We start from the raw sequence: 22,902 nt of genomic DNA, 5'->3' as shown, positions 1-22,902 counted from the left end.
GCGCGCCCTCTGACACACATGCGCCCTTACAAGCCGGACTTGGCAAACGACCTGCGAGATTTGGCGCCAGAAGGTCGCTCTCTCAACTCTTGACGGCCTCTGCGATCTGCTGGGCGGCCTGGGCGGGTGTGAGGTGCGTGGTGTCAACGACCTCAGCCTCGGCGTGCAGCCACGTGCGGGCCGCCTCGGCGTAGGGCTCAAGGTATTGGAGTCGGAACGGGGAGTTGGGGCCAAGAACGGTGTCGCCCGCGATGCGCCCGCGGAGGGCGTCCTGGTCGGCATGGAGGACGAAGTGCCGAACGGGAATGGCGTGCTGAGCGAGGCCCGAGCTGATCTCGCGCCAGTGCTGCTCGACCAGGACCGTCATGGGCATCACCAGGGTGCCGCCGGCGTAGTCGAGGACGCGTCGGGCGGTCTCGACTACGAGTGACCGCCACGGCGGCCAGTGCTGGAAGTTATCCGTCGCGGGCAGTCCTGGCTTGATGTCCATGAGTGTCTCGCCGACTTTCTCGGCGTCGAACACCCGTGAGTCCGGGATCAGCTGCTGCACGAGTGCACTGGTCGTTGTCTTGCCTGCGCCGTGCGTGCCGTTGAGCCATACGATCATGGACTTGACGCTAGCGTCGTGGGGGCTGCGGGGACAGCTTCGGGTGACAGAAGGACTGCTGAATGAGCGTGCGTGACAGGATGCCTCGCCTGTGACAACCAGGACGCTGCGACCGATCTCTTTTGGCAGCTCACCCAACCGCGCTGGCAACAACTCCTGAGCTTCGGCTCAACCGACCAACACCGCGGTCAGCCAGGTCAACCACGGGGCAGATCATCAGCCCGCGATCCGGTTCACCTTCGTCACCTTGCATGTCACCTTCTGCGTGACTTGGTCCGAGCCGCCGGCCGTGGTCTTCACCGTCTGGCCCGCTGCAACCGTCAATGACAGGGCAGCGCCTTCTGACAGACGGGTCCCGTTCGGTTCGTCGAACTCGACAGTGACGCCGTACGTCGAGGCCTTCGAAGTGTGGTTGTGGATCTCCAGCCTGGCCGTGGGCAGCCGCGTTGCCGAGTCCACAGCGCATGACGTGATCTTCACGTCTACTGATGGCGGATGGCTGGGACTGGTGCTCGTCCCTACCGCGATCACCACCACAATCACAACAATGACGACCAGTGCCGCCAGGGCGCCGAGACACCCCCACAGGCATGCACGACCCCGCCGCTTCTTTTGTGGCGGCGCGGGAGGAGGCCCCCACCCTGCAGGAGGGGCTTGGCCTTCACTCGGCCGCCCCCACTGAGGACCGCTTCCCTGCGGCTCACCCATCGGCGGCTGACTCGCCAGCATGTCGGCCTCCCTCGTAGCGGACATCGCCACGCTAGGAAGACCGAGATGCTCTCGCGAGTTGGAGGCAGCCATGTGGGCGGGCGGCCGCCGTCGCGGATCGCGCTCCTCAAAGCTTGCCAGCCCCTAGACCCACTCCACCTCAGAGCGGATGGCCGAAGAGCCTCCAGGCGGCGGCAGAGGCGTCCTCGGCGCCTCCTGCCCGGATGACTGCCGCCCGCCCCGAGCGCCAAGCGCCCCAAGCACAGCGGCAGCCTCCTCTTCGCTCACGTCCGCCAACGCATCCACGATGCGCCGCAACGCCTCACTCACGTCAGTGAGCGTGATCGCTGGTCGGAGCGTCCTTCTTGACCGTCAACGGCAGCAACTTCTTCCCGCTGTTGCTTACTTGTGGCCAAGTATCCATCTGCGGACAAACCCCACAGTCAAAACAAGGCGTCCACCGGCAGTCCTCGACCTCCGTCTCGTCGAGGGCGTCCTGCCAGTCCTCCCAGAGCCAGTCCTTGTCCAGGCCCGAGTCGAGGTGGTCCCAGGGGAGGACCTCCTCGTACGTCTTCTCGCGGGTCGTGTACCAGTCGACGTCCACGCCGAAGGCCGGCAGCGTCTTGTCGGCGCAGGCCATCCAGCGCTCGTACGAGAAGTGCTCGCGCCAGCCGTCGAAGCGGCCGCCGTCCTCGTAGACCGCGCGGATGACGGCGCCGACGCGGCGGTCGCCGCGCGACAGGAGGCCTTCCACGATGCCCGGCTTGCCGTCGTGGTAGCGGAAGCCGATCGAGCGGCCGTACTTCTTGTCGCCGCGGATCTTGTCCCGGAGCTTTTCGAGGCGCGCGTCCGTCTCCTCCGCCGAGAGCTGCGGGGCCCACTGGAAGGGGGTGTGCGGCTTGGGGACGAAGCCGCCGATCGACACCGTGCAGCGGATGTCGTTCGAGCGGGAGACCTCGCGGCCCTTCGCGATGACCTTCGTCGCCATGTCGGCGATCTGCAGGACGTCCTCGTCGGTCTCCGTCGGCAGGCCGCACATGAAGTACAGCTTCACCTGGCGCCAGCCGTTGCCGTAGGCCGTCGCGACGGTGCGGATCAGGTCCTCCTCCGACACCATCTTGTTGATGACCTTGCGCATGCGCTCCGAGCCGCCCTCGGGGGCGAAGGTCAGGCCGGAGCGGCGGCCGTTCCTCGTCAGTTCGTTGGCGAGGTCGACATTGAACGCGTCCACCCGCGTCGACGGGAGGGACAGGCCGATCTTGTCCTCCTCGTACCTGTCCGCCAGGCCCTTCGCGATGTCGCCGATCTCGGAGTGGTCCGCACTCGACAGCGAAAGAAGACCGACCTCCTCGAAGCCCGTCGCCTTCAGGCCCTTCTCCACCATCTCGCCGATGCCCGTGATGGAGCGCTCGCGCACCGGGCGCGTGATCATGCCCGCCTGGCAGAAGCGGCAGCCGCGCGTGCAGCCGCGGAAGATCTCCACCGACATGCGCTCGTGGACCGTCTCGGCGAGCGGCACCAGCGGCTGCTTGGGGTACGGCCACTCGTCCAGGTCCATGACGGTGTGCTTGGACACCCGCCACGGCACCCCGCTGCGGTTCGGTACGACTCGGGCGATGCGGCCGTCCGGGAGGTACTCGACGTCGTAGAACGCCGGGATGTAGACGGAGCCCGTCCTCGCGAGGCGGAAGAGGACCTCCTCGCGGCCGCCGGGGCAGCCCTCCGCCTTCCACTCGCGGATGATCTTCGTCATGTCCAGTACGGCCTGCTCGCCGTCGCCGATGATCGCCGCGTCGATGAAGTCCGCGATCGGCTCCGGGTTGAAGGCCGCGTGGCCGCCCGCGAGGACGATCGGGTCGTCCAGGCCGCGGTCCTTGGACTCCAGCGGGATGCCCGCCAGGTCCAGCGCCGTCAGCATGTTGGTGTAGCCCAGCTCCGTGGAGAAGGACAGGCCGAGCACGTCGAAGGCCTTCACCGGGCGGTGGCTGTCGACCGTGAACTGCGGGACGGCGTGCTCCCGCATCAGCGCCTCCAGGTCCGGCCACACGCTGTACGTGCGCTCGGCGAGGACGCCCTCCTGCTCGTTCAGTACCTCGTAGAGGATCATGACGCCCTGGTTGGGCAGCCCGACCTCGTACGCGTCCGGGTACATCAGCGCCCAGCGCACATCGCAGGACTCCCACGGCTTGACCGTGGAGTTGAGCTCTCCGCCGACGTACTGGATCGGCTTCTGCACATGCGGGAGCAGAGCTTCGAGCTGCGGGAACACCGACGCAGCGACTTCGGCAGGCATCTCGCGAACCTTCGGGCTGGACTGAACTGACAGGGGTGACCATCTAGCCTAACCCGCCCCCGGGCCCGCCCCGACCGCCCGAGCCGCGCCACGGGCCCGACCCGAGGTCCCGAACCCCGCCTCAGCTCCCCAGACCGCCCTTCACCTCCGCCCACAGCCCCGGCAGCTCCGCCTCGTCCGTCGCCGCCCGCTGCTCCTCGCGCCCGTACAGCACCCCGTACGTGAACGCGCTCTCCCCCGCCCCCTGCGCCTGCGCCGCGATCTCGCGCAGGGCCTCGCGGGCCATCACGCTGTCCTGGTGGTCGCCGAGCAGGTTCTGCAGCGCCTTCGCCGACTTCACCAGCGCGGACGCGGGGCCGCCGAGCGCCGGTACGGCCGCCTCCGCCGCGTACCGCGTGCGCTTGGCCTTCTTGCGCGCCTCGTGCAGCACCAGGTCGCGGTCGTGTCCGGCCGGTTCTCCGAGCGCCTGCTCGACGAGCTTCGCGACCTTCCCGAAGTCCTTGCGTACGGCCTTGGCGAGCACCTTCTCCGGTTTCCCGGCGGCCGCCTCCAGCAGGGGCGGATCCGCGACCAGCGCGTCGAGCGTCTCCAGGAGCTGCAAGTACCGCTTTCCGTCCAGTACGGCGATCAGCCGCCGCCGCGATCCCCCGCGCCGCGCGTGCGCCCAGGTGCGCAGGCGGGTGCGGACGGGGCCGACCACGAGGGTGCGGGGCAGTTCGTCGACGGCCGCCGTGATGCGCTCGGTCAGCACCTCCTGGTCGCGGTCCACACCGAGCTCACCGGCCAGCCACTTCAGTTCCTCGCCGATCGGGTCGGTGACGGCACGGTCGAGGACCTTCGAATACGAGCGGAACGAGCTGCGCATCCGCCGCGTGGCGACCCGCATCCGGTGCACGGAGTCGTACGCGTCCTGCCGTACCGCCGGGTCGAGTTCCAGGATCGCGTCCCGCTGCTCACGGACGTACGCGAGGACGTGGTCGCCCGCGGTCACGGGTTCCGGCGCGGCCGGCCGCTGCTTCTTGCGCTTCTTCCTCGGTTCCGTCTCGGCGAGCGCCCGGGCCAGCTTGGACGCCGACTTGGCGGGCCGTACGCCCGCCTTGCGCAGTCTTTTGTCGACCTTGTCGAGGAAGGCCGGGTCGCCGTCGTCGGCGAGCTCCACCTCCATCTCGGTCCACTGCGCGGTACCGCCGTCCCCGCCCAGCCGCTCGGCCCGTACGGCGTCCACGCTGACCTCGGCGAGCAGCCGGCCCTCGGCGTCGACCAGGTCGCGGACGTCGCGGTCGGAGCGCAGCCGCATCACGGGCAGCAGTTCGGCGTCCCGGATCCGGGCGCGGATGAGGGCGACGAGGCTGCGCGGGACGGTCGCGGAGAGGGGGGCGTGGACCTCGTCGCGGACGCCCGGCGCGACCGGCAGCTTCAGGTGCCAGCCGGCGTCCGAGCCGCCGAGGCGGCGGCGCAGGGTGATGGAGGCCGCGGCGAGGCGCTCGTCCGGGGTGTCGTAGTAGGTGGCGTCGAGGTGCGCGACTCCCTTGTCGACCACGGCCGCGACACCGGCGACGCCGGTCAGGTCGGGCAGTCCGCTGTCGTCGGATTCGTACTTCCGCTCGATCTCACGCTTTGTGTCCGCCATGAACCGAATCTAGTGGGATTCCGCTTCGAGCGGCAGGGCCCATCGGGCATGAATGCCAGGCAAACACAGCGAAAACACTCGGCACGCCTACGCCGACATGGGCCGTTGCACCCTGATCGACTGCAACAGCCCCACCGCCACCCACACGGCGAACATCGACGATCCTCCGTACGACACGAACGGCAGCGGCAGACCCGTCACCGGCATGATCCCGAGGGTCATGCCGATGTTCTCGAAGGACTGGAAGGCGAACCAGGCGACGATCCCGGCGGCCACGATCGTCCCGTACAGCTCGGTCGTCTCGCGGGCGATCCGGCACGCGCGCCACAGCAACACACCGAGCAGCACGATGATCAGGCCCGCGCCGAGGAAGCCGAGCTCCTCGCCCGCGACCGTGAAGACGAAGTCGGTCTGCTGCTCGGGCACGAACTGGCCGGTGGTCTGGGAGCCGTGGAAGAGCCCGGCGCCGGTCAGCCCGCCCGAACCGATCGCGATCCGCGCCTGGTTGGTGTTGTAGCCGACGCCGGCCGGGTCGAGGTCGGGGTTGGCGAAGGCGGCGAAGCGGTTGATCTGGTACTCGTCCAGGATGTGCAGCTGCCAGATGGCGACGCAGCCCAGCACCCCGGCGGCGAGCAGGCCGAAGATCCAGCGGTTGGAGGCGCCGGAGGCGAGCAGCACGCCCAGGATGATGGCCACCATGGCCAGGACCGTGCCGAGGTCGGGCATGAGCAGCACGATCAGGATCGGGACGGCGGCCAGACCCAGCGCCTGCAGGACCGTGCGGTGGTCGGGGTACGGCCGGTCCCCGGCGTCGACGCGGGCCGCCAGTATCATCGCCATGCCCAGGATGATCGAGACCTTCACGAACTCGGCAGGCTGGAGCGAGAAGCCGCCGCCGAGCACGATCCAGTTGCGGCTGCCGTTGATGGTGGCGCCGAGCGGGGTGAGCACCATCAGCACGCCGAGCAGCGAGATGCCGTAGAGGACCGGCACGACGTTGCGCAGGGTGCGGTGGCCGAGCCAGACCGTGCCGACCATCAGGGCGAACCCGATGCCGGTGTTCATGAGGTGCCGGATCAGGAAGTAGTACTGGTCGCCCTGGTTGATCTCGGTGCGGTTGCGGGTCGCCGAGTAGACCAGGACCGAGCCGATCAGCGACAGCGCGAGGGCCGCCAGCAGTATCGGCCAGTCCAGCCGGCGGGCCAGCGAGTCGCGGGCGAAGATCCGTGTCCAGCCCGCGCGCTCGGGCCCGTACCCGGAGACGGAGAAGCTGTTGGCCCCGGTCATGTGAGCATCCTCCGGCTTCCCCTTCTGCGCGGGCGCCTGCGGGTGTTGCGGTTGGTCGCGGTGGGCGAGGCGGTGGTCGCGCCCGGCTGGGTCTCGTCCGGGGCGGTCGCGCCCTGTTCCTCGGCCTTCTGGAGGTCCTTGACCGGGTCCTTGGAGACCTTCGGGGAGTCGATCGTGCCGTCCGTCTTGACCTTCGGCAGGCCCTTCTGCGGGGTGGGCAGCAGCGCCTTCTTCTTGTCGATCGAGCCGTCGGCCTGGACGCCGTACAGGGCGCTGTAGATGCCGCGGACGGCCTCACCGGAGGCGCCGGAACCCGTACCGGCCTGGGCGATCGTCATGACGACCGTGTAGTCCTTGGAGTACGTCGCCAGCCACGAGGTGGTCTGCTTGCCGTAGACCTCCGCGGTACCGGTCTTGGCGTGCAGGGTGATCTTGTCCTGCGGCCAGCCCTGGAACTTCCAGGCGGCGGTACCGCTGGTGATGACGCCGGCGAGGGCCTTGTCCATGCCCTTGAGGGTGGCCTGGCTGACCGGGAGCTTGGCCTTGACCTGCGGCTTGATCTCCTTGACCGTCTTGCCGTCGGCGCTGACGATCGCCTTGCCGATGGTGGGGACGTACTCGGTGCCGCCGTTGGCGAGCGCCCCGTAGATCATGGCCTCCTGGATCGGCGTGACGAGGGTGTCGCCCTGGCCGATGGAGTAGTTGATCGAGTCGCCCTCGCGCATCTTGTTGCCCTCGAGGCAGTTCTCGTACGCGATCTTCTCGACGTAGGAGCCGTCCTTCTTGCCGGTCTTGCACCAGACGGCCTTGTTGGCCTTCCAGTAGGCCTCCTTCCACTGGCGGTCGGGGACGCGGCCGGTGACCTCGTTCGGGAGGTCGACGCCGGTCTCCTTGCCGAGGCCGAACTGGTGCGCGGCCTTGTAGAAGTAGTCCTTGGGCTCGCCCTTCTTCGGGTTGATGCCGCCGTCCTTCTTCCACTCGCGGTCGGCGAGGCCGTAGAAGACGGTGTCGCAGGAGACCTCCAGGGCGCGGCCCAGGGAGATCGGGCCGAAGTTCTCGCCCTCGAAGTTCTTGAAGACCTGGCCGCCCACCGAGTACGAGCTGGTGCAGGGGTAGCCGCCGTCCCAGACGTAGCCGGCCTCGACCGCGGCGGCCGTGGAGACCACCTTGAAGGTCGAACCGGGCGCGGACTGACCCTGTATGGCCCTGTTGAGGAGCGGGTAGTCGGAGTCCTTGCCGGTGAGCTTCTTGTAGTCCTTGGCGGAGATGCCGCCCACCCACACGTTCGGGTCGTACGTCGGCGCGGAGGCCATGGCGACGATACGGCCGGTCTTGGCCTCCATGACGACCACGGCGCCGGAGTCGGCCTTGTAGTTCTCGCCGGTGATCTTGTCGTACTGCTCGCGGGCCTTCTTCATCGCCGTGTTGAGCTCGTACTCGGCGATCCGCTGGACGCGGGAGTCGATGCTGGTGACCAGGTTCGAACCGGGCTCCGCCGCATCGGACTTGGCCTTGCCGATCACGCGGCCGAGGTTGTCGACCTCGTAGCGGGTGACGCCGGCCTTGCCGCGCAGTTCCTTGTCGTACTCCCGCTCAAGGCCGGAGCGGCCGACCTGGTCGGAGCGCAGGTAGGGCGAGTCGGTGTCCTTGGCCTGCTGGATCTCGTCGTCGGTGACCGGGGAGAGGTAGCCGAGGACCTGGGCGGTGTTGGACTTGCCGGGGGCCGGGTAGCGGCGCACGGCCTCCGGCTCGGCGGTGATGCCGGGGAAGTCCTCGGAGCGCTCGCGGATCTGCAGGGCCTGGCGGGGCGTCGCCTCGTCGGTGATGGGGATCGGCTGGTACGGCGAGCCGTTCCAGCACGGCTGGGGCGTCTTCGCGTCGCACAGCCGGACCTTCTGCATGACCTCCTCGGGCTTCATGCCGAGGACCTTGGCCAGCTTGGTCAGGACGGCCTTGCCGTCGTCCTTCATCTTCAGCAGGTCGGTGCGGGAGGCGGAGACGACCAGCCGTGTCTCGTTGTCCGCGAGGGGCACTCCGCGGGCGTCCAGGATGGAGCCGCGCACGGCGGGCTGGACGACCTGCTGGACGTGGTTGCCCGACGCCTCCTTCTGGTACGACGCGCCCTCACGGATCTGCAGGTACCACAGGCGGCCGCCGAGGGTGCCGAGCAGGGAGAGGACGAGGATCTGGATGACGACGAGACGGATCTGGACACGTGGGGTCCGTCCGGTCTCGGGAATGTTGGTCACGGTGGCTGCCTCCCCCTCTCAGTGCGCGGACGTGTGTGCGCTTACGCATGATGAACGACGGGCCTGTGAGGCGTCGTTCCGCGAAAGCCGCCCCGTTCGAGTGAACGCGGCGGAGCCGAACTGACGTGCCCTCACAGCCGCTTGACCCCCTTGATGCGGCCCACCCGGGCCGTCCGCGTGCGGGCCTTGGTCTTCAGGCTGCCGAGGCCGCCGCGCTGGCCGCCGATCTTGAGGCCGGTGCCGTTGGAGATCCAGCCGGAGGAAATGTCGGTGGCCTTCTTGGACGAGGCGTTGGTCTCCGCGAGCGGGTCGTTGTCCGCGCGCCGGGCCAGCGCCATGATCCCGGGGACCACGAACGGGGCGAGCAGCAGGTCGTACAGGGCGGCCGAGAACAGCAGGCTCATCAGGCCCACATGGCGGGCGGCGGTGTCGCCGACGAGGGCGCCGACCCCGGCGTACAGCAGGGTGGAGCCGATCGCGGCGGCGACCACGACGAGCATCGGGCCGGTGGCCGACTTGAGTCTGCCGTTCTCCGGTTTGATCAGCCCGGCGAAGTAGCCGATGACGCACAGCACGAGGGCGTAGCGGCCCGCCGCGTGGTCGGCCGGTGGGGCGAGGTCGGCGAGCAGGCCGGCGCCGAAGCCGACGAGGGCGCCGCCGACATGGCCGTACACCATGGCCAGGCCCAGGACGGTCAGGAGCAGCAAGTCGGGTACGGCGCCCGGGAGATGGAGGCGGGCGAGGACGCTCACCTGGATCACCAGGGCGACGACGACCAGGGCCGAGGAGAGCAGGATCCGGTTGACGCGCATGGGGAACTCAGCTCCTACTGCTGCTGGCCGTCGACGGGCGCGTTCGCCGACGGGGTGACCGTGACGGTGACCGTCGGCGTGGGGGTCGGCTTGGGCTTCTTGGGCAGGACCGTGTCGCGCGGGTCCTTCTTCGGGGCCTCGACGACGACACCGACGATGTCGAGCTTGGTGAAGCCGACGTACGGAGTGACGTAGATCGTGCGGGTCAGGCCGCCCTCGGAGGGCTCGACGCGGGAGACCACGCCGACCGGGACACCGGGCACGAACGGCTTGTCGGCCTGGGAGCCGAAGGTGACGAGGCGGTCGCCCTTCTTCACGTCGGCCTTGCCGTTGAGGAGCTCGACACGCAGCGGCCGGTCGCCCTGCCCGGAGGCGAAGCCGAGCTCGTCGCTGTCCTCCATGCGGGTGCCGACGGTGAAGTCGGGGTCGTTGGCGAGCAGGACCGTGGAGGTGTCGGGGCCGACCGTCGTCACGCGGCCGACCAGGCCGTCGCCGTTGAGGACGGTCATGTCCCGCTTGATGCCGTCGTTGGCGCCGACGTCGATGGTGATCGTCCAGGAGAAGCCCTGGGCCGCTCCTATGGCGATGACCTCGGCGCCCTTGATGCCGTACTGGCCCTCGCCCGCGATCTTCAGCATCTTGTCGAGCTGCTTGAGGCGGCTGGCGTTGCGGTCGTCGCTGCCGAGCTTCGCCTTGAGGGCCGCGTTCTCCTGCTCCAGGCGGGCGAGCCGGTCGTGCTTGCTGCCGGAGTCGCGGATCGCGGAGACGGCGTTGCCGACCGGGTCGACCGCCGCCGACACGCCGTCCTCGATCGGGCCGAACACGGTGGCCGCGGCCTGGCGGGCACCGTCGACCGGCGAGTCCTCCCCGCCGCGGATGTCGACCGTGATCAGCGCGAACGCGACGGCGATCAGCAGCACCAGGAGCAGCCGGCTCTCTCTCGTGTCCCTCACGTGCGGCGGCCGTGCCTTCCTCATAGGAATGTGCGGGTGTTCAGGTATGGGGGTGCGGAGGCTTATGGGCGAGCTTATGCCTCTATATCAACGATCCGCCGCACGAGAGGAGATCATCTCGTACGGCGGAATCGAAGAGTTACGTCATCTGCGCGGCTGGGCGTCCAGCACCTGCTGGAGCGCCTCGAACTCCTCCACGCACTTGCCGGAGCCGAGCGCCACGCTGTCCAGCGGGTCCTCGGCGATGTGGATCGGCATGCCGGTCTCGCGCCGCAGCCGCTCGTCGAGGCCGCGCAGCAGCGCCCCGCCGCCCGTCAGAACGATTCCGCGGTCCATGATGTCGCCGGACAGCTCCGGCGGGCACTTGTCCAGGGTCGTCTTCACGGCGTCGACGATCGCGTTGACCGGCTCCTCGATCGCCTTGCGCACTTCGGCGGCCGAGATGACGACGGTCTTGGGCAGCCCGGAGACGAGGTCCCGGCCACGGATTTCGGTGTGCTCGTCGGAGTCGAGGTCGTACGCCGAACCGATCGTGATCTTGATCTGTTCCGCCGTCCGCTCACCGAGGAGGAGCGAGTACTCCTTCTTGATGTGCTGGATGATCGCGTTGTCCAGCTCGTCGCCGGCGACGCGGATGGACTGGGCGGTGACGATGCCGCCGAGCGAGATGACCGCGACCTCCGTGGTGCCGCCGCCGATGTCCACCACCATGTTGCCCGTGGCCTCGTGGACCGGCAGACCGGAGCCGATGGCCGCGGCCATGGGCTCCTCGATGATGTGCACCTGCCGGGCGCCGGCCTGGGACGACGCCTCGATGACGGCACGGCGCTCGACGCCGGTGATGCCCGAGGGCACACAGACGACGACTCGTGGACGGGCCAGATACCTCCGCTTGTGGATCTTCAGGATGAAGTAGCGGAGCATCCGCTCGGTGATCTCGAAGTCGGCGATCACGCCGTCCTTCAACGGCCGGACGGCGACGATGTTCCCGGGCGTGCGCCCGATCATCTTCTTCGCTTCCGCACCGACCGCGAGAATTCCACCGGTGTTCGTGTTGATCGCGACGACGGACGGCTCGTTGAGTACGATCCCGCGACCCCTGACGTACACCAGCGTGTTGGCGGTCCCGAGGTCGACAGCCATGTCACGGCCGATGAACGACATTGAGTTCCCCATCAGGATTCGTCTGGCCTTCCCGGGAGCTTTTGAGGGCTTTTCAGGTCGGCGAAGTGGGTGCTGTGACGTGAAGGCTTCCATCGTAGACGCGCCTTCGCGAACACTGCGGGAGGGTCTTCGCCATTGTCAGCAGATGATGCGCGGCTCCGCTTCTGGAGACGGGCGTTCGGGGGTGCTCGTTCCCTCGATCGCCGCGCATCATGCGGCCCTAGGCCCGACCGGGGAAGAAGATCTTCACCTCGCGCTCGGCGGACTCCTCGGAGTCGGAGGCGTGGATCAGGTTCTCGCGGACGATCACGCCGAAGTCACCGCGGACGGAGCCGGGGGCGGCGGCGATCGGGTCGGTCGGGCCGGCCAGCGCGCGGACGCCCTCGATGACCCGCTCGCCCTCGACGATCAGGGCGACGACCGGGCCGGAGGCCATGAACTCGACCAGCGGCTCGTAGAACGGCTTGCCCTTGTGCTCGCCGTAGTGCTGCTCCAGGGTCTCCTGGTCCAGGGTGCGCAGCTCCAGCGCGGTGATCTGCCAGCCGGCCTTGCGCTCGATACGGCTGATGATCTCGCCGGTCAGGCCGCGACGGACGGCGTCGGGCTTGAGCAGGACGAGGGTGCGCTGGGTCACTGCGGGCTCCTATTGATCATGAGTCGTGCGGGGGTGTTCGAAGGTTACAGGGCGTGTCGGGGCCCTTGTTACGCAGCGTCAGGTGTAGAGGAGCCCGACTGTGCCGTCTGCGCCGCGAATCTGGCCTTCGCCTCGTCGATCTTCCGGCCGTAGTGGACGGAGGCCCACCACAGGGCCGCGAAGACCGCGCCCAGGAAGAACATGGTCGGGACGGCGAAGCCGGAGGCGATCAGGGCGATCTGCAGGGCCCAGCCCAGCGCGATGCCGCCCGGCCGGGTCACCATCCCGCACAGCAGCACCGACAGGAACATCAGGATGCCGCAGACCGTCCAGACCGTGGCCGCCGACAGGTCCGGGTCCTTCATGGCGACCAGTCCGGCGAAGCCGATCACGAAGAACTCGCCGATCAGCGTGGAAGCACAGAGCGTACGCACGGGTCAGCCCCTCCCGAGGAGCAGTCGGGCCTCGCCCACGGTGATGACGGAGCCGGTGACCAGGACACCGCCGCCGGCGAACTCGCCCTCCTCCTCGGCCAGCGTGATCGCGGCCTCCAGGGCGTCCGGCAGCCGCGGCTCGACCTGCACGCGGTCGTCGCCGAAGACCTCGACGGCGATCGCGGCGAGCTCGTCGGCGTCCATCGCGCGCGCGGTGGAGTTCTGCGTGACGACGACCTCGGCGAAGATCGGCTCGAAGGCCTCCAGCAGCCCGCGGACGTTCTTGTCGCCGCTCGCGCCCACGACGCCGATCAGCCGGCTGAAGTCGAAGGCCTCGCCGACCGCCTCCGCGGTGGCGCGGGCGCCGGCCGGGTTGTGCGCGGCGTCCAGGACGACGGTCGGGGAGCGCCGTACGACTTCGAGGCGGCCCGGCGAGGAGACCGCCGCGAACGCCTTGCGCACGGTGTCGATGTCGAGGGGCTCGGGGCGCTGGGAGCCGACGCCGAAGAAGGCCTCGACGGCGGCGAGCGCGACGGCGGCGTTGTGCGCCTGGTAGGGGCCGTGCAGCGGGAGGTAGACCTCGTCGTACTCGCCGCCGAGGCCGCGCAGGGTGAGCAGCTGGCCGCCGACGGCGACCTGGCGGGCGACGACCCCGAACTCCAGGCCCTCGCGGGCCACGGTGGCGTCGACCTCGACGGCCTTCTTCAGCAGCACCTGGGCCGCGTCGACCGGCTGCTGGGCCAGGATGACCGTCGCGTCCTGCTTGATGATCCCGGACTTCTCGCCGGCGATCGCGGCGGGCGTCTCGCCGAGGCGGTCGGTGTGGTCGAGGTCGATGGGGGTCACGACCGCCACATCACCGTCGATCACGTTCGTCGCGTCCCAGGAGCCGCCCATGCCGACCTCGACGACCGCGACGTCGACGGGCGCGTCCGCGAAGGCGGCGTACGCCATGCCGGTCAGCACCTCGAAGAAGGACAGCCGGAACTCCTGCTGCCCGTCGACCATCTCGACGTACGGCTTGATGTCCTCGTACGTCTCGATGAACCGCTCGGCGGAGATGGGGGCGCCGTCCAGGCTGATGCGCTCGGTGATCGACTGGACGTGCGGGCTGGTGTAGCGGCCGGTGCGCAGGTCGAAGGCGCCGAGGAGTGCCTCGATCATGCGGGCCGTGGAGGTCTTGCCGTTCGTGCCCGTGATGTGGATCGAGGGGTACGAGCGCTGGGGATCGCCCAGGACGTCCATGAGGGCGGTGATGCGGGTGACCGAGGGCTCCAGCTTGGTCTCGCCCCAGCGTGTCGCGAGCTCCGCCTCGACCGCGCGCAGGGCCTTGTCGACCTCGGGGTCCTCGGGGCGCGCGGGGACATCGGGTTGGGGCGGGCCGCCCTGGGTGCGCAGGGTCCGGCTGCCGGCCTCGATGACCGCGAGATCCGGGTCGCGGTCCGTCTCTTCCGCGATGATCTCGTCGAAGGGGTCGCTCTCACTCACGGGGCCAGTCTACGGAGGACCACTGACAGACGTGGACGAAGGTTCCCGGACAGCTCCGGGAACCTTCGTCGCGGCGGTACCGGTCAGGCCTCCGGCAGCCTGTCCAGCTGGGCCTGGATCCTCGTGATGTCCTCCTCCGCCTTCGCCAGGCGGCCTCGGATCTTGTCCACGACGTTGTCCGGGGCCTTCGCCAGGAACGCCTCGTTGCCCAGCTTCGCCGTCGCCTGGGACTTCTCCTTCTCCGCCGCCGCGAGGTCCTTCGCGAGGCGCTTGCGCTCCGCCGCGACGTCGATCGTGCCGGAGAGGTCGAGGGCGACCTCGGCGCCGGAGATCGGGAGCGTCGCCGTCGCCGTGAAGGACTCGCCCTCCGGCTGGAGGCGCAGGAGCTGGCGGATCGCCGCCTCGTGCGGGGCCAGGGCCGTGCCGTCCAGCGTCAGGCGGGCCGGGACCCGCTGGCCGGGCTGGAGGCCCTGGTCGGCGCGGAAGCGGCGGACCTCGGTGATGACCGACTGGAGGGTCTCGATCTCCTGCTCGGCCGCGGTGTCACGGAAGCCACTGTCCTTGGGCCACTCGGCGATGACGATCGACTCGCCGCCGGTGAGCGTGGTCCACAGGGTCTCCGTGACGAACGGGACGACCGGGTGCAGGAGCTTCAACGTCACGTCGAGGACCTCGCCCAGGACGCGCTTCGAGACCTCGGCCGGCTCGCCGCCCGCCTGGAACGTCGTCTTGGACAGCTCGACGTACCAGTCGAAGACCTCGTCCCACGCGAAGTGGAAGAGGGCGTCGGAGAGCTTGGCGAACTGGTAGTCCTCGTACAGCGCGTCGACTTCGGCGACGACCGAGTTGAGGCGGGAGAGGATCCAGCGGTCGGTCGCCGACATCCGCTCCTGGGAAGGCAGCGGGCCGTCCACCGTCGCGCCGTTCATCAGCGCGAAGCGCGTCGCGTTCCAGATCTTGTTGGCGAAGTTGCGGGAACCCTGGACCCAGTCCTCGCCGATCGGCACGTCGACGCCCGGGTTGGCGCCGCGGGCGAGGGTGAAGCGGAGGGCGTCGCTGCCGTACTTGTCCATCCAGTCAAGGGGATTGACGGCGTTCCCGAAGGACTTCGACATCTTCTTGCCGAACTGGTCGCGGACCATGCCGTGCAGGGCGATGGTGTGGAACGGCGGGGTGCCGTCCATCGCGTACAGGCCGAACATCATCATCCGGGCGACCCAGAAGAAGAGGATGTCGTAGCCGGTGACCAGGACGGAGTTCGGGTAGAACTTCGCGAGCGACTCGGTCTGTTCGGGCCAGCCGAGCGTGGAGAAGGGCCACAGGCCGGAGGAGAACCAGGTGTCGAGGACGTCGGTGTCCTGCTTCCAGCCCTCCGCCTCGGTGCCGGGCGGCTGCTCGTCGGGGCCGACGCAGACGACCTCGCCGTTCGGGCCGTAGAAGACCGGGATGCGGTGGCCCCACCACAACTGCCGTGAGATGCACCAGTCGTGGAGGTTGTCGACCCAGTCGAAGTACCGCTTCTCCATCTCCTGCGGGTGGATCTTGACCTTGCCCTCGCGGACCGCGTCGCCGGCGGCCTTCGCGAGCGGGCCGACCTTGACCCACCACTGCATGGACAGGCGCGGCTCGATGGTGGTCTTGCAGCGCGAGCAGTGGCCGACGGAGTGGACGTACGGGCGCTTCTCGGCGACGATCCGGCCCTCGGCGCGCAGCGCGGCGACGATCGCGGAGCGGGCCTCGAAGCGGTCCAGGCCCTGGAAGGGGCCGTGGACGGTGATGACGGCGTGCTCGTCCATGACCGTGATGGCCGGCAGGTCGTGCCGCTGGCCGATCTCGAAGTCGTTCGGGTCGTGGGCCGGGGTGACCTTGACGGCGCCGGTGCCGAACTCGGGGTCGACGTGCTCGTCGGCGACGACCGGGATGGTGCGGTCGGTCAGCGGGAGCTTGATCTGCTTGCCGACGAGGTGCTTGTAGCGCTCGTCGTCGGGGTGCACGGCGACGGCGGTGTCACCGAGCATGGTCTCGGCGCGGGTGGTGGCGACGACGAGCGTCTCCTCCCCCTCGCCGTACTTGAGGGAGACCAGCTCGCCGTCGTCGTCCTGGTACTCGACCTCGATGTCGGAGATCGCGGTGAGGCACCGGGGACACCAGTTGATGATGCGCTCGGCGCGGTAGATCAGCTCGTCGTCGTACAGCCGCTTGAAGATGGTCTGGACGGCCTGCGAGAGCCCCTCGTCCATGGTGAAGCGCTCGCGCGACCAGGCGACGCCGTCACCGAGGCGGCGCATCTGGCCGGAGATCTGGCCGCCGGACTCGGCCTTCCACTGCCAGACCCGCTCGACGAAGGCCTCGCGGCCGAGGTCGTGCCGGGACTTGCCTTCCTTCCCCAGCTCGCGCTCGACGACGTTCTGCGTGGCGATGCCGGCGTGGTCCATGCCGGGCTGCCAGAGCGTCTCGTAACCCTGCATGCGCTTACGGCGGGTCAGCGCGTCGATGAGGGTGTGCTCGAAGGCGTGCCCGAGGTGGAGGCTGCCGGTGACGTTCGGCGGCGGGATGACGATCGTGTACGACGGCTTGTCGCTCTTCTCGTCCGCCTCGAAGTAACCGCGCTCTACCCAGCGCTCGTACAGCGGCCCCTCTACATCGGCCGGCGCGTACTGGGTCGGCAGTTCGGTGTCGGGCGCGGGTGGCTGCTGCTGAGCGTTCTCGGTCACGGGGTCAGTTTAGGGGTGTCGCGGGCATGTCCCGAAACGCGTTTGTTCTGTAACGGTGCGACCCCCGATGCGGTGCGGCTACCGCGTCTGCGCCAGGATGTCGGGAACACATAAAGCATCTGGAGGGGAACCCAGAAATGAGCTACAACCAGCCGGGCCCGTACGGCGGGCAGCCTCAGCAGCCCGGACCGTACGGCCAGCCGGGACCGTACGGCCAGCAGCCGCCGCAGGCCCCCCAGCCCGGCTATGGCTACCCCCAGCAGACGCCTCCGCCGCAGCCGGGTTACGGCTACCCGCAGCAGCCCCCGCAGGGCGTGCCGGGCCAGCCCCCGCAGGGTGTGCCGCCGCAGCCGAACCCGTACGACCAGCAGCAGGCGTACGGCCAGCAGCCGCCGTACGGCCAGCCCCAGTACGGCGTCCCGCAGCCGCCCCCGCCGGGTGGTGGCGGCAAGAAGGCGGGCCTGATCATCGGCGCCGTGGCGGTCGTCGCGGCGATCGGGGTGGGCGCGTACTTCGTGCTCGGGTCGGGGAACGGGGGCTCCGGTGGCGGCGGCAGCGTCGCCAGCGACGGGGCGCACAAGCTGACGGCGCCGGCGACGCTCATCAACGACGAGTACAAGAAGAGCGGCAAGTCCGAGGTCGGCACGATGACCTCCAGCGACATCAAGGACGCCGAGTCCTGGGGCGTGAAGAACCCCAAGGACGTCAGCGCGAGCTACGCCTCGGGCACCGGCCTCACCGCCAAGAGCCTGATGTTCGCCGGCGTCTACGGCACCATCGACGACCCGGAGAAGGTCGTCGACGCGATGTTCGCCCAGATGAAGACGGAGTCGGAGAAGGACTCGGGCTCCTCCTCGACCGACGGCAAACTCGTGGGCACGCCCCAGGAGTTCAAGCCGGCCGGCTTCAAGAACGGCATCATGAAGTGCCAGGTGGTGGAGACCACGACCTCCGGCCAGACCATGAAGATGCCGTTCTGCATCTGGGGCGACCACAGCACGCTGACCTATGTGCTGTCGTACGACCTGGAAGCCCTGACCTCGGGCAAGAGCCAGTCGATGGACGAGGCGGCGGCGCTGACCTCGAAGGTCCGCGACGACGTGCGTGTGCCCGCGTGATGTCGTAGGCCGTCACAACGGCGAAGGGGCCCCGGTCGGTTCGACCGGGGCCCCTTTCGGCTTGTTCCGCGCGGGGGTTACGCCGTCTTCTGCTCGCCCGGTCCCCGCCCGTTGCGCGCGTCGCGCGGGATCAGGGTCGGGTTGACGTTCGAGTGGACGACGTCCGCCGTGATGACGACGCGGGCCACGTCCTTGCGGGACGGGACCTCGTACATCACCGACATGAGGACCTCCTCCATGATGGCGCGCAGGCCGCGGGCGCCGGTCTGGCGGAGGATGGCCTGGTCGGCGATGGCCTCCAGGGCCTCGCGCTCGAAGTCCAGCTCCACGCCGTCGAGTTCGAAGAGGCGCTGGTACTGCTTGACGAGCGCGTTGCGCGGCTCGACCAGGATCTGGAGCAGGGCCTCGCGGTCCAGGTTGTGGACCGAGGTGATGACGGGGAGGCGGCCGATGAACTCGGGGATCATGCCGAACTTGACCAGGTCCTCGGGCATGACGTCCTCGAACTGGTCCTTGGCCTCCAGCTCGCGCTTGGAGCGGATCGTCGCGCCGAAGCCGATGCCCTTGGCGCCGGCCCGGGACTCGATGATCTTCTCCAGGCCCGCGAAGGCACCGCCCACGATGAACAGGACGTTCGTCGTGTCGATCTGGATGAACTCCTGGTGCGGGTGCTTGCGGCCGCCCTGCGGCGGGACCGAGGCCGTGGTGCCTTCGAGGATCTTCAGGAGGGCCTGCTGGACGCCCTCGCCGCTCACGTCGCGCGTGATGGAGGGGTTTTCACTCTTCCTCGCGACCTTGTCGATCTCGTCGATGTAGATGATCCCGGTCTCGGCCTTCTTGACGTCGTAGTCGGCCGCCTGGATCAGCTTGAGCAGGATGTTCTCGACGTCCTCGCCGACATAGCCGGCCTCCGTCAGCGCCGTCGCGTCCGCGATCGCGAACGGGACGTTCAGCATGCGGGCCAGGGTCTGGGCGAGGAGGGTCTTGCCGGAGCCCGTGGGGCCCAGCAGCAGGATGTTGGACTTCGCCAGCTCGATCGCGTCGTCACGGCCGCTGCCGCCGCCGTTCTCGCCGGCCTGGACGCGCTTGTAGTGGTTGTAGACCGCGACGGAGAGGGCCTTCTTGGCGGCCTCCTGGCCGACCACGTAGCCCTCGAGGAACTCGTAGATCTCGCGCGGCTTCGGGAGCTCCTCCCAGCGCACCTCGCTGGTCTCCGCGAGCTCTTCCTCGATGATCTCGTTGCAGAGATCGATGCACTCGTCGCAGATGTACACACCAGGCCCTGCGATGAGCTTCTTGACCTGCTTCTGGCTCTTGCCGCAGAACGAGCACTTCAGCAGATCGCCGCCGTCACCGATGCGTGCCACGGTGTGCTTCCCCTTCGCCTGGGAGACGCCTAGATCCAGCGGCTCCTGGTGCTGCCTATTCCGACGGTACCTTGCCGGGCCCCCCGTTCGGGCCCCCCTTGGCGCGGTTCACTTTGACGTGCAGCGTGTCAAAGGCCACCAACCGTGCCAAGGGGCGGCAGACAATACAGCCTCCGACTAGCGGACGGCCGCGTTGTTCATCTTCCGGGTGGAGATGATCTGGTCGATCAGCCCGTACGAGAGCGCCTCCTCGGCGGTGAGGATCTTGTCGCGCTCGATGTCCTCGCGGATCTTCTCGATCGGCGTGGTGGAGTGCTTGGCCAGCATCTCCTCCAGCTGCGAGCGCATCCGCAGGATCTCGTTGGCGGCGATCTCCAGGTCGGAGACCTGACCGCGGCCCGTCTCGCTGTACGGCTGGTGGATCAGCACGCGCGCGTTCGGCAGCGCCATGCGCTTGCCCGGCGTACCGGCGGCCAGCAGGATCGCGGCGGCGGAGGCCGCCTGGCCCATGCAGACCGTCTGGATGTCGGGCTTCACGAACTGCATCGTGTCGTAGATGGCCGTCAGCGCGGTGAAGGAGCCGCCGGGGCTGTTGATGTAGACCGAGATGTCCCGGTCGGGGTCCATCGACTCCAGGCACAGCAGCTGCGCCATGACGTCATTGGCGGAGGCGTCGTCGATCTGCACGCCGAGGAAGATCACGCGCTCCTCGAAGAGCTTCGCGTACGGGTCGTACTCGCGGATGCCCTGCGAGGTGCGCTCGACGAAGCGGGGGATGACGTAACGGGACTCCGCCGCGGGACCCGTGTACTCGGCGCGTGTGCGGTCGTACAGGCCGCTGCCGGGGAAGTCGTTCACTGTCTCTCTCCTAGGAGCTTGGGCGGTCGGCTGAGGGGCTTGTGCGGGGGTCTCAGGCCCCGGTGCCGCCGCCGCCCGGCATGTTGGCGGCCGTCGTGATGACGTCGTCGATGAGGCCGTACTCCTTGGCCTCGTCGGCGTCGAACCAGCGGTCGCGGTCGGAGTCGCGGGTGATCTGCTCGAACGACTGACCGGTGTGCTGCGCCGTGAGCTCGGCCATGCGCTTCTTGGTGTGCAGCAGCCGCTCGGCGTGGATCTTGATGTCCGAGGCCGAGCCGGCCAGGCCGGCGGACGGCTGGTGGATCAGGATCTCGGCGTTCGGGAGCGCGAAGCGCTTGCCCGGGGTGCCCGCGCTGAGCAGGAACTGGCCCATCGAGGCGGCGAGGCCCATGGCGATGGTCACCACGTCGTTCTTGATGTACTGCATGGTGTCGTAGATCGCCATGCCCGCGGTGATCGAGCCGCCGGGGCTGTTGATGTAGAGGTAGATGTCCTTGTCCGGGTCCGCGGCAAGGAGCAGCAGCTGTGCGGTGATCTTGTTCGCGATGTCGTCGTCGACCGGCTGGCCGAGGAAGATGATCCGCTCGTTGAGCAGCCGGTTGTAGACCTGGTCGCCGAGGCCACCACCGATGGAAGGCTCGCCGGCGGCGGAGGGCATCAGATTCGTCACGTATCCACCTGCTCGTCTTACGACGGCGCCGGGCCGTCTTCACGTTTGCCTTCGGGGGCGGGAGGTCCGGGGACTCCACTGCCCTCGTATTCATGGACCCTAACGCGCTGCTCCCTTCGGGGAATCCCGGTAAGGGGGGTGTTCGCCGGGGGCGTAGCGGTGCCGGAAGACGACAGGGCCCCGGGGCAAGCGTCCCCGGAGCCCTGTCCTACGTCCGTCAGGAGTGCCGTGGGTGTCAGCCCTCGGTCTTCTCCGTCTCGTCGGCCTCGGTGGCGTCGGCCTCCGTGGCCTCGGCGGCGACGTCAGCGGCGCTCTCGACCTCGTCCTCGTCGTCCAGGTCGATGACCTCGCCGTTGGTGTCCTTCACCGTGGCGGCCTCGACCACGACCGCGAGGGCCTTGCCGCGGGCGACCTCGCCGACCAGGAGCGGAACCTGGCCGCCCTCGACGACCGCCTGGGCGAACTGGTCGGGGGACATGCCGGAGGAGGCGGCACGGCGCATGAGGTGCTCGGTGAGCTCCTCCTGGTTGACGTTCAGCTTCTCCTGCTTGACCAGCTCGTCGAGGACGAACTGGGTCTTGATGCCCTTGACCGCGGCCTCACGGGTCTCGGTCTCGAACTCCTCCTCGGTCTTGCCCTGGATCTCCAGGTACTTCGCGAGGTCGAGGCCCATCTGACCGAGCTGGTGGTGCTCCAGGTTGTGCTTGCGGGTGTTGATCTCGTCCTCGAGCAGCTTCTCGGGGACGGGCACCTCGACGAGCTCCAGGAGCTTCTCCAGGACGCGCTCCTGGGCCTGGGTGGCCTGGTCGTACTGCTTCATGTTCTCGAGGCGCTTGCGGCTGTCGGCCTTCAGCTCCTCCAGGGTGTCGAACTCGGAGGCGAGCTGCGCGAAGTCGTCGTCCAGCTCGGGGAGTTCGCGCGCGGCGACCTGGGTGACCTTGACGGTGACCTCGGCCTCCTTGCCGGCCGCGGAGCCGCCCTTGAGCTCGGAGGTGAAGGTGGCCTCCTCGCCGGCGGACAGGCCCTTGACGGCGTCGTCGATGCCGTCGAGGAGCTCGCCGGAGCCGATGGTGTAGGAGACGCCCTCGGCGACGCCGTCCTCCAGGACCTCGCCCTCGACCTTGGCCTGCAGGTCGATGGTGACCACGTCGCCGTCCTCGGCGGCGCGCTCGACCGGGGAGGTGGAGGCGAAGCGCTCGCGGAGCTGCTCGACCGACTTCTCGATGTCCTCGTCGGTGACCTCGACCGCGTCGACCTCGACCTCGATGCCGGAGTAGTCCGGGATCTCCAGGGCGGGGCGGACGTCGACCTCGGCGGTGAAGTTCAGCGTCTCGCCGTCCTTCAGCTCCGTGATGTCGACCTCGGGCTGGCCGAGGACGTCGATCTCGGCCTCGTTGACCGCCTCCGTGTAGAACTTCGGAAGCGCGTCGTTGACCGCCTCCTCCAGGACCGCACCGCGGCCGAACCGCTGGTCGATGACGCGCGCCGGGATCTTGCCCTTCCGGAAGCCCTTCACCGTGACCTGCTGGTTGATCTTCTTGTACGCCGCGTCGAGGCTGTCCTTGAGCTCCTCGAAGGGCACCTCAATGCTGAGCCGAACCCGGGTCGGGTTCAGGGTCTCGACGGCGCTCTTCACGGTTCGGTCTCCTTGGGGCTGACTTTAGGGATCGTGCCCGGCACAGAGACACACGGGCATGCAGCTTGCATAGTAACGGCAGCGGCGACACGCCCCAAAGGCGATCACTGGCGATCACTGGGGATGATCAGCTGGTCGGGGTGGCGGGATTTGAACCCACGGCCTTCCGCTCCCAAAGCGGACGCGCTACCAAGCTGCGCCACACCCCGTCTGGTGCGACACGTAGGGTACATGCCCGCAGGCAGTGCGGCTGCCGCATTAACGGGGTGTGCGGCGGAGC

18 protein-coding genes and 1 tRNA gene are annotated in these 22,902 nt (G+C 68.7%); 1 reads left to right on the top strand and 18 read right to left on the bottom strand.

Annotated features, from left to right (window positions below; all coding sequences use genetic code 11):
• Positions 1-82 precede the first annotated feature (82 nt).
• From MQP27_RS00815 to MQP27_RS00755, 13 genes are all read right to left on the bottom strand, one after another.
• Entirely contained in the window at positions 83-607 is a 525-nt protein-coding gene (locus tag MQP27_RS00815) for an AAA family ATPase (protein WP_242759108.1), read from the bottom strand.
• Positions 608-823: 216 nt separating this feature from the next.
• Positions 824-1,144: a hypothetical protein gene (locus MQP27_RS00810; protein WP_242759106.1), complete on the bottom strand. Its 321-nt coding sequence runs from the start codon at positions 1,142-1,144 to the stop codon at positions 824-826.
• A gap of 502 nt (positions 1,145-1,646) precedes the next feature.
• Entirely contained in the window at positions 1,647-3,608 is a 1,962-nt protein-coding gene (locus MQP27_RS00805) for a TIGR03960 family B12-binding radical SAM protein (RefSeq protein WP_242759104.1), read from the bottom strand.
• A gap of 121 nt (positions 3,609-3,729) precedes the next feature.
• Positions 3,730-5,238 (bottom strand): CYTH and CHAD domain-containing protein, encoded by a 1,509-nt coding sequence (locus MQP27_RS00800; RefSeq protein ID WP_242759102.1) that lies wholly within the window; start codon positions 5,236-5,238, stop codon positions 3,730-3,732.
• 87 nt (positions 5,239-5,325) lie between these two features.
• Entirely contained in the window at positions 5,326-6,525 is a 1,200-nt protein-coding gene (gene rodA / locus MQP27_RS00795; RefSeq protein ID WP_242759101.1) for a rod shape-determining protein RodA, read from the bottom strand.
• Positions 6,522-8,774, bottom strand: coding sequence for a penicillin-binding protein 2 (gene mrdA / locus MQP27_RS00790; RefSeq protein WP_242759099.1), 2,253 nt, complete (start codon positions 8,772-8,774; stop codon positions 6,522-6,524). The genes rodA and mrdA overlap by 4 nt, the downstream gene beginning before the upstream one ends.
• 131 nt (positions 8,775-8,905) lie before the next feature.
• The gene (gene mreD, locus MQP27_RS00785; RefSeq protein ID WP_242759096.1) at positions 8,906-9,586 is read right to left on the bottom strand and encodes a rod shape-determining protein MreD; all 681 of its coding nucleotides are present in this window, start codon (positions 9,584-9,586) and stop codon (positions 8,906-8,908) included.
• Positions 9,587-9,600: 14 nt separating this feature from the next.
• Positions 9,601-10,539 (bottom strand): rod shape-determining protein MreC, encoded by a 939-nt coding sequence (gene mreC / locus MQP27_RS00780; RefSeq protein WP_242759094.1) that lies wholly within the window; start codon positions 10,537-10,539, stop codon positions 9,601-9,603.
• A gap of 144 nt (positions 10,540-10,683) precedes the next feature.
• Positions 10,684-11,703: a rod shape-determining protein gene (locus MQP27_RS00775; RefSeq protein ID WP_004001297.1), complete on the bottom strand. Its 1,020-nt coding sequence runs from the start codon at positions 11,701-11,703 to the stop codon at positions 10,684-10,686.
• Positions 11,704-11,923: 220 nt separating this feature from the next.
• Entirely contained in the window at positions 11,924-12,337 is a 414-nt protein-coding gene (gene ndk, locus MQP27_RS00770) for a nucleoside-diphosphate kinase (RefSeq protein WP_242759091.1), read from the bottom strand.
• 68 nt (positions 12,338-12,405) lie between these two features.
• Positions 12,406-12,771: a DUF4233 domain-containing protein gene (locus MQP27_RS00765; protein ID WP_242759089.1), complete on the bottom strand. Its 366-nt coding sequence runs from the start codon at positions 12,769-12,771 to the stop codon at positions 12,406-12,408.
• Positions 12,772-12,774: 3 nt separating this feature from the next.
• The gene (gene folC, locus MQP27_RS00760) at positions 12,775-14,259 is read right to left on the bottom strand and encodes a bifunctional tetrahydrofolate synthase/dihydrofolate synthase (protein ID WP_242759087.1); all 1,485 of its coding nucleotides are present in this window, start codon (positions 14,257-14,259) and stop codon (positions 12,775-12,777) included.
• A gap of 83 nt (positions 14,260-14,342) precedes the next feature.
• On the bottom strand, positions 14,343-16,973 hold the full coding sequence (locus MQP27_RS00755) for a valine--tRNA ligase (protein ID WP_242759085.1): 2,631 nt from the start codon (positions 16,971-16,973) through the stop codon (positions 14,343-14,345).
• Positions 16,974-17,110: 137 nt separating this feature from the next.
• On the opposite strand from MQP27_RS00755, the gene MQP27_RS00750 reads away from it, so the two are divergent.
• Complete coding sequence (locus MQP27_RS00750) at positions 17,111-18,091, top strand: hypothetical protein (protein ID WP_242759080.1); 981 nt, start codon at positions 17,111-17,113, stop codon at positions 18,089-18,091.
• Between the two features lie 77 nt (positions 18,092-18,168).
• Here the strand turns inward: MQP27_RS00750 and clpX are convergent, their stop codons facing one another.
• The 5 genes from clpX to MQP27_RS00725 all read right to left on the bottom strand — a co-directional run bounded on the left by clpX (position 18,169) and on the right by MQP27_RS00725 (position 22,831).
• Entirely contained in the window at positions 18,169-19,458 is a 1,290-nt protein-coding gene (clpX, locus tag MQP27_RS00745) for an ATP-dependent Clp protease ATP-binding subunit ClpX (RefSeq protein WP_058925301.1), read from the bottom strand.
• A 177-nt stretch (positions 19,459-19,635) separates the two neighbouring features.
• Positions 19,636-20,316 (bottom strand): ATP-dependent Clp protease proteolytic subunit, encoded by a 681-nt coding sequence (locus MQP27_RS00740; protein WP_308289898.1) that lies wholly within the window; start codon positions 20,314-20,316, stop codon positions 19,636-19,638.
• 52 nt (positions 20,317-20,368) lie between these two features.
• Positions 20,369-20,974 carry an ATP-dependent Clp protease proteolytic subunit gene (locus tag MQP27_RS00735; RefSeq protein WP_188286831.1) on the bottom strand — a complete coding sequence of 202 codons (606 nt, stop codon included), beginning with the start codon at positions 20,972-20,974 and terminating at the stop codon, positions 20,369-20,371.
• Positions 20,975-21,221: 247 nt separating this feature from the next.
• A complete protein-coding gene (gene tig / locus MQP27_RS00730) occupies positions 21,222-22,622 on the bottom strand; it encodes a trigger factor (RefSeq protein WP_242759078.1) in 1,401 nt (466 codons plus the stop codon).
• Between the two features lie 132 nt (positions 22,623-22,754).
• Positions 22,755-22,831: transfer RNA gene (locus MQP27_RS00725), tRNA-Pro, on the bottom strand.
• Positions 22,832-22,902: the final 71 nt, after the last annotated feature.

Origin of the sequence: Streptomyces cylindrosporus (assembly GCF_022698165.1) — a bacterium.
Classification (GTDB): domain Bacteria; phylum Actinomycetota; class Actinomycetes; order Streptomycetales; family Streptomycetaceae; genus Streptomyces; species Streptomyces cylindrosporus.
This window is presented reverse-complemented; position numbering and strand designations above follow the sequence as displayed.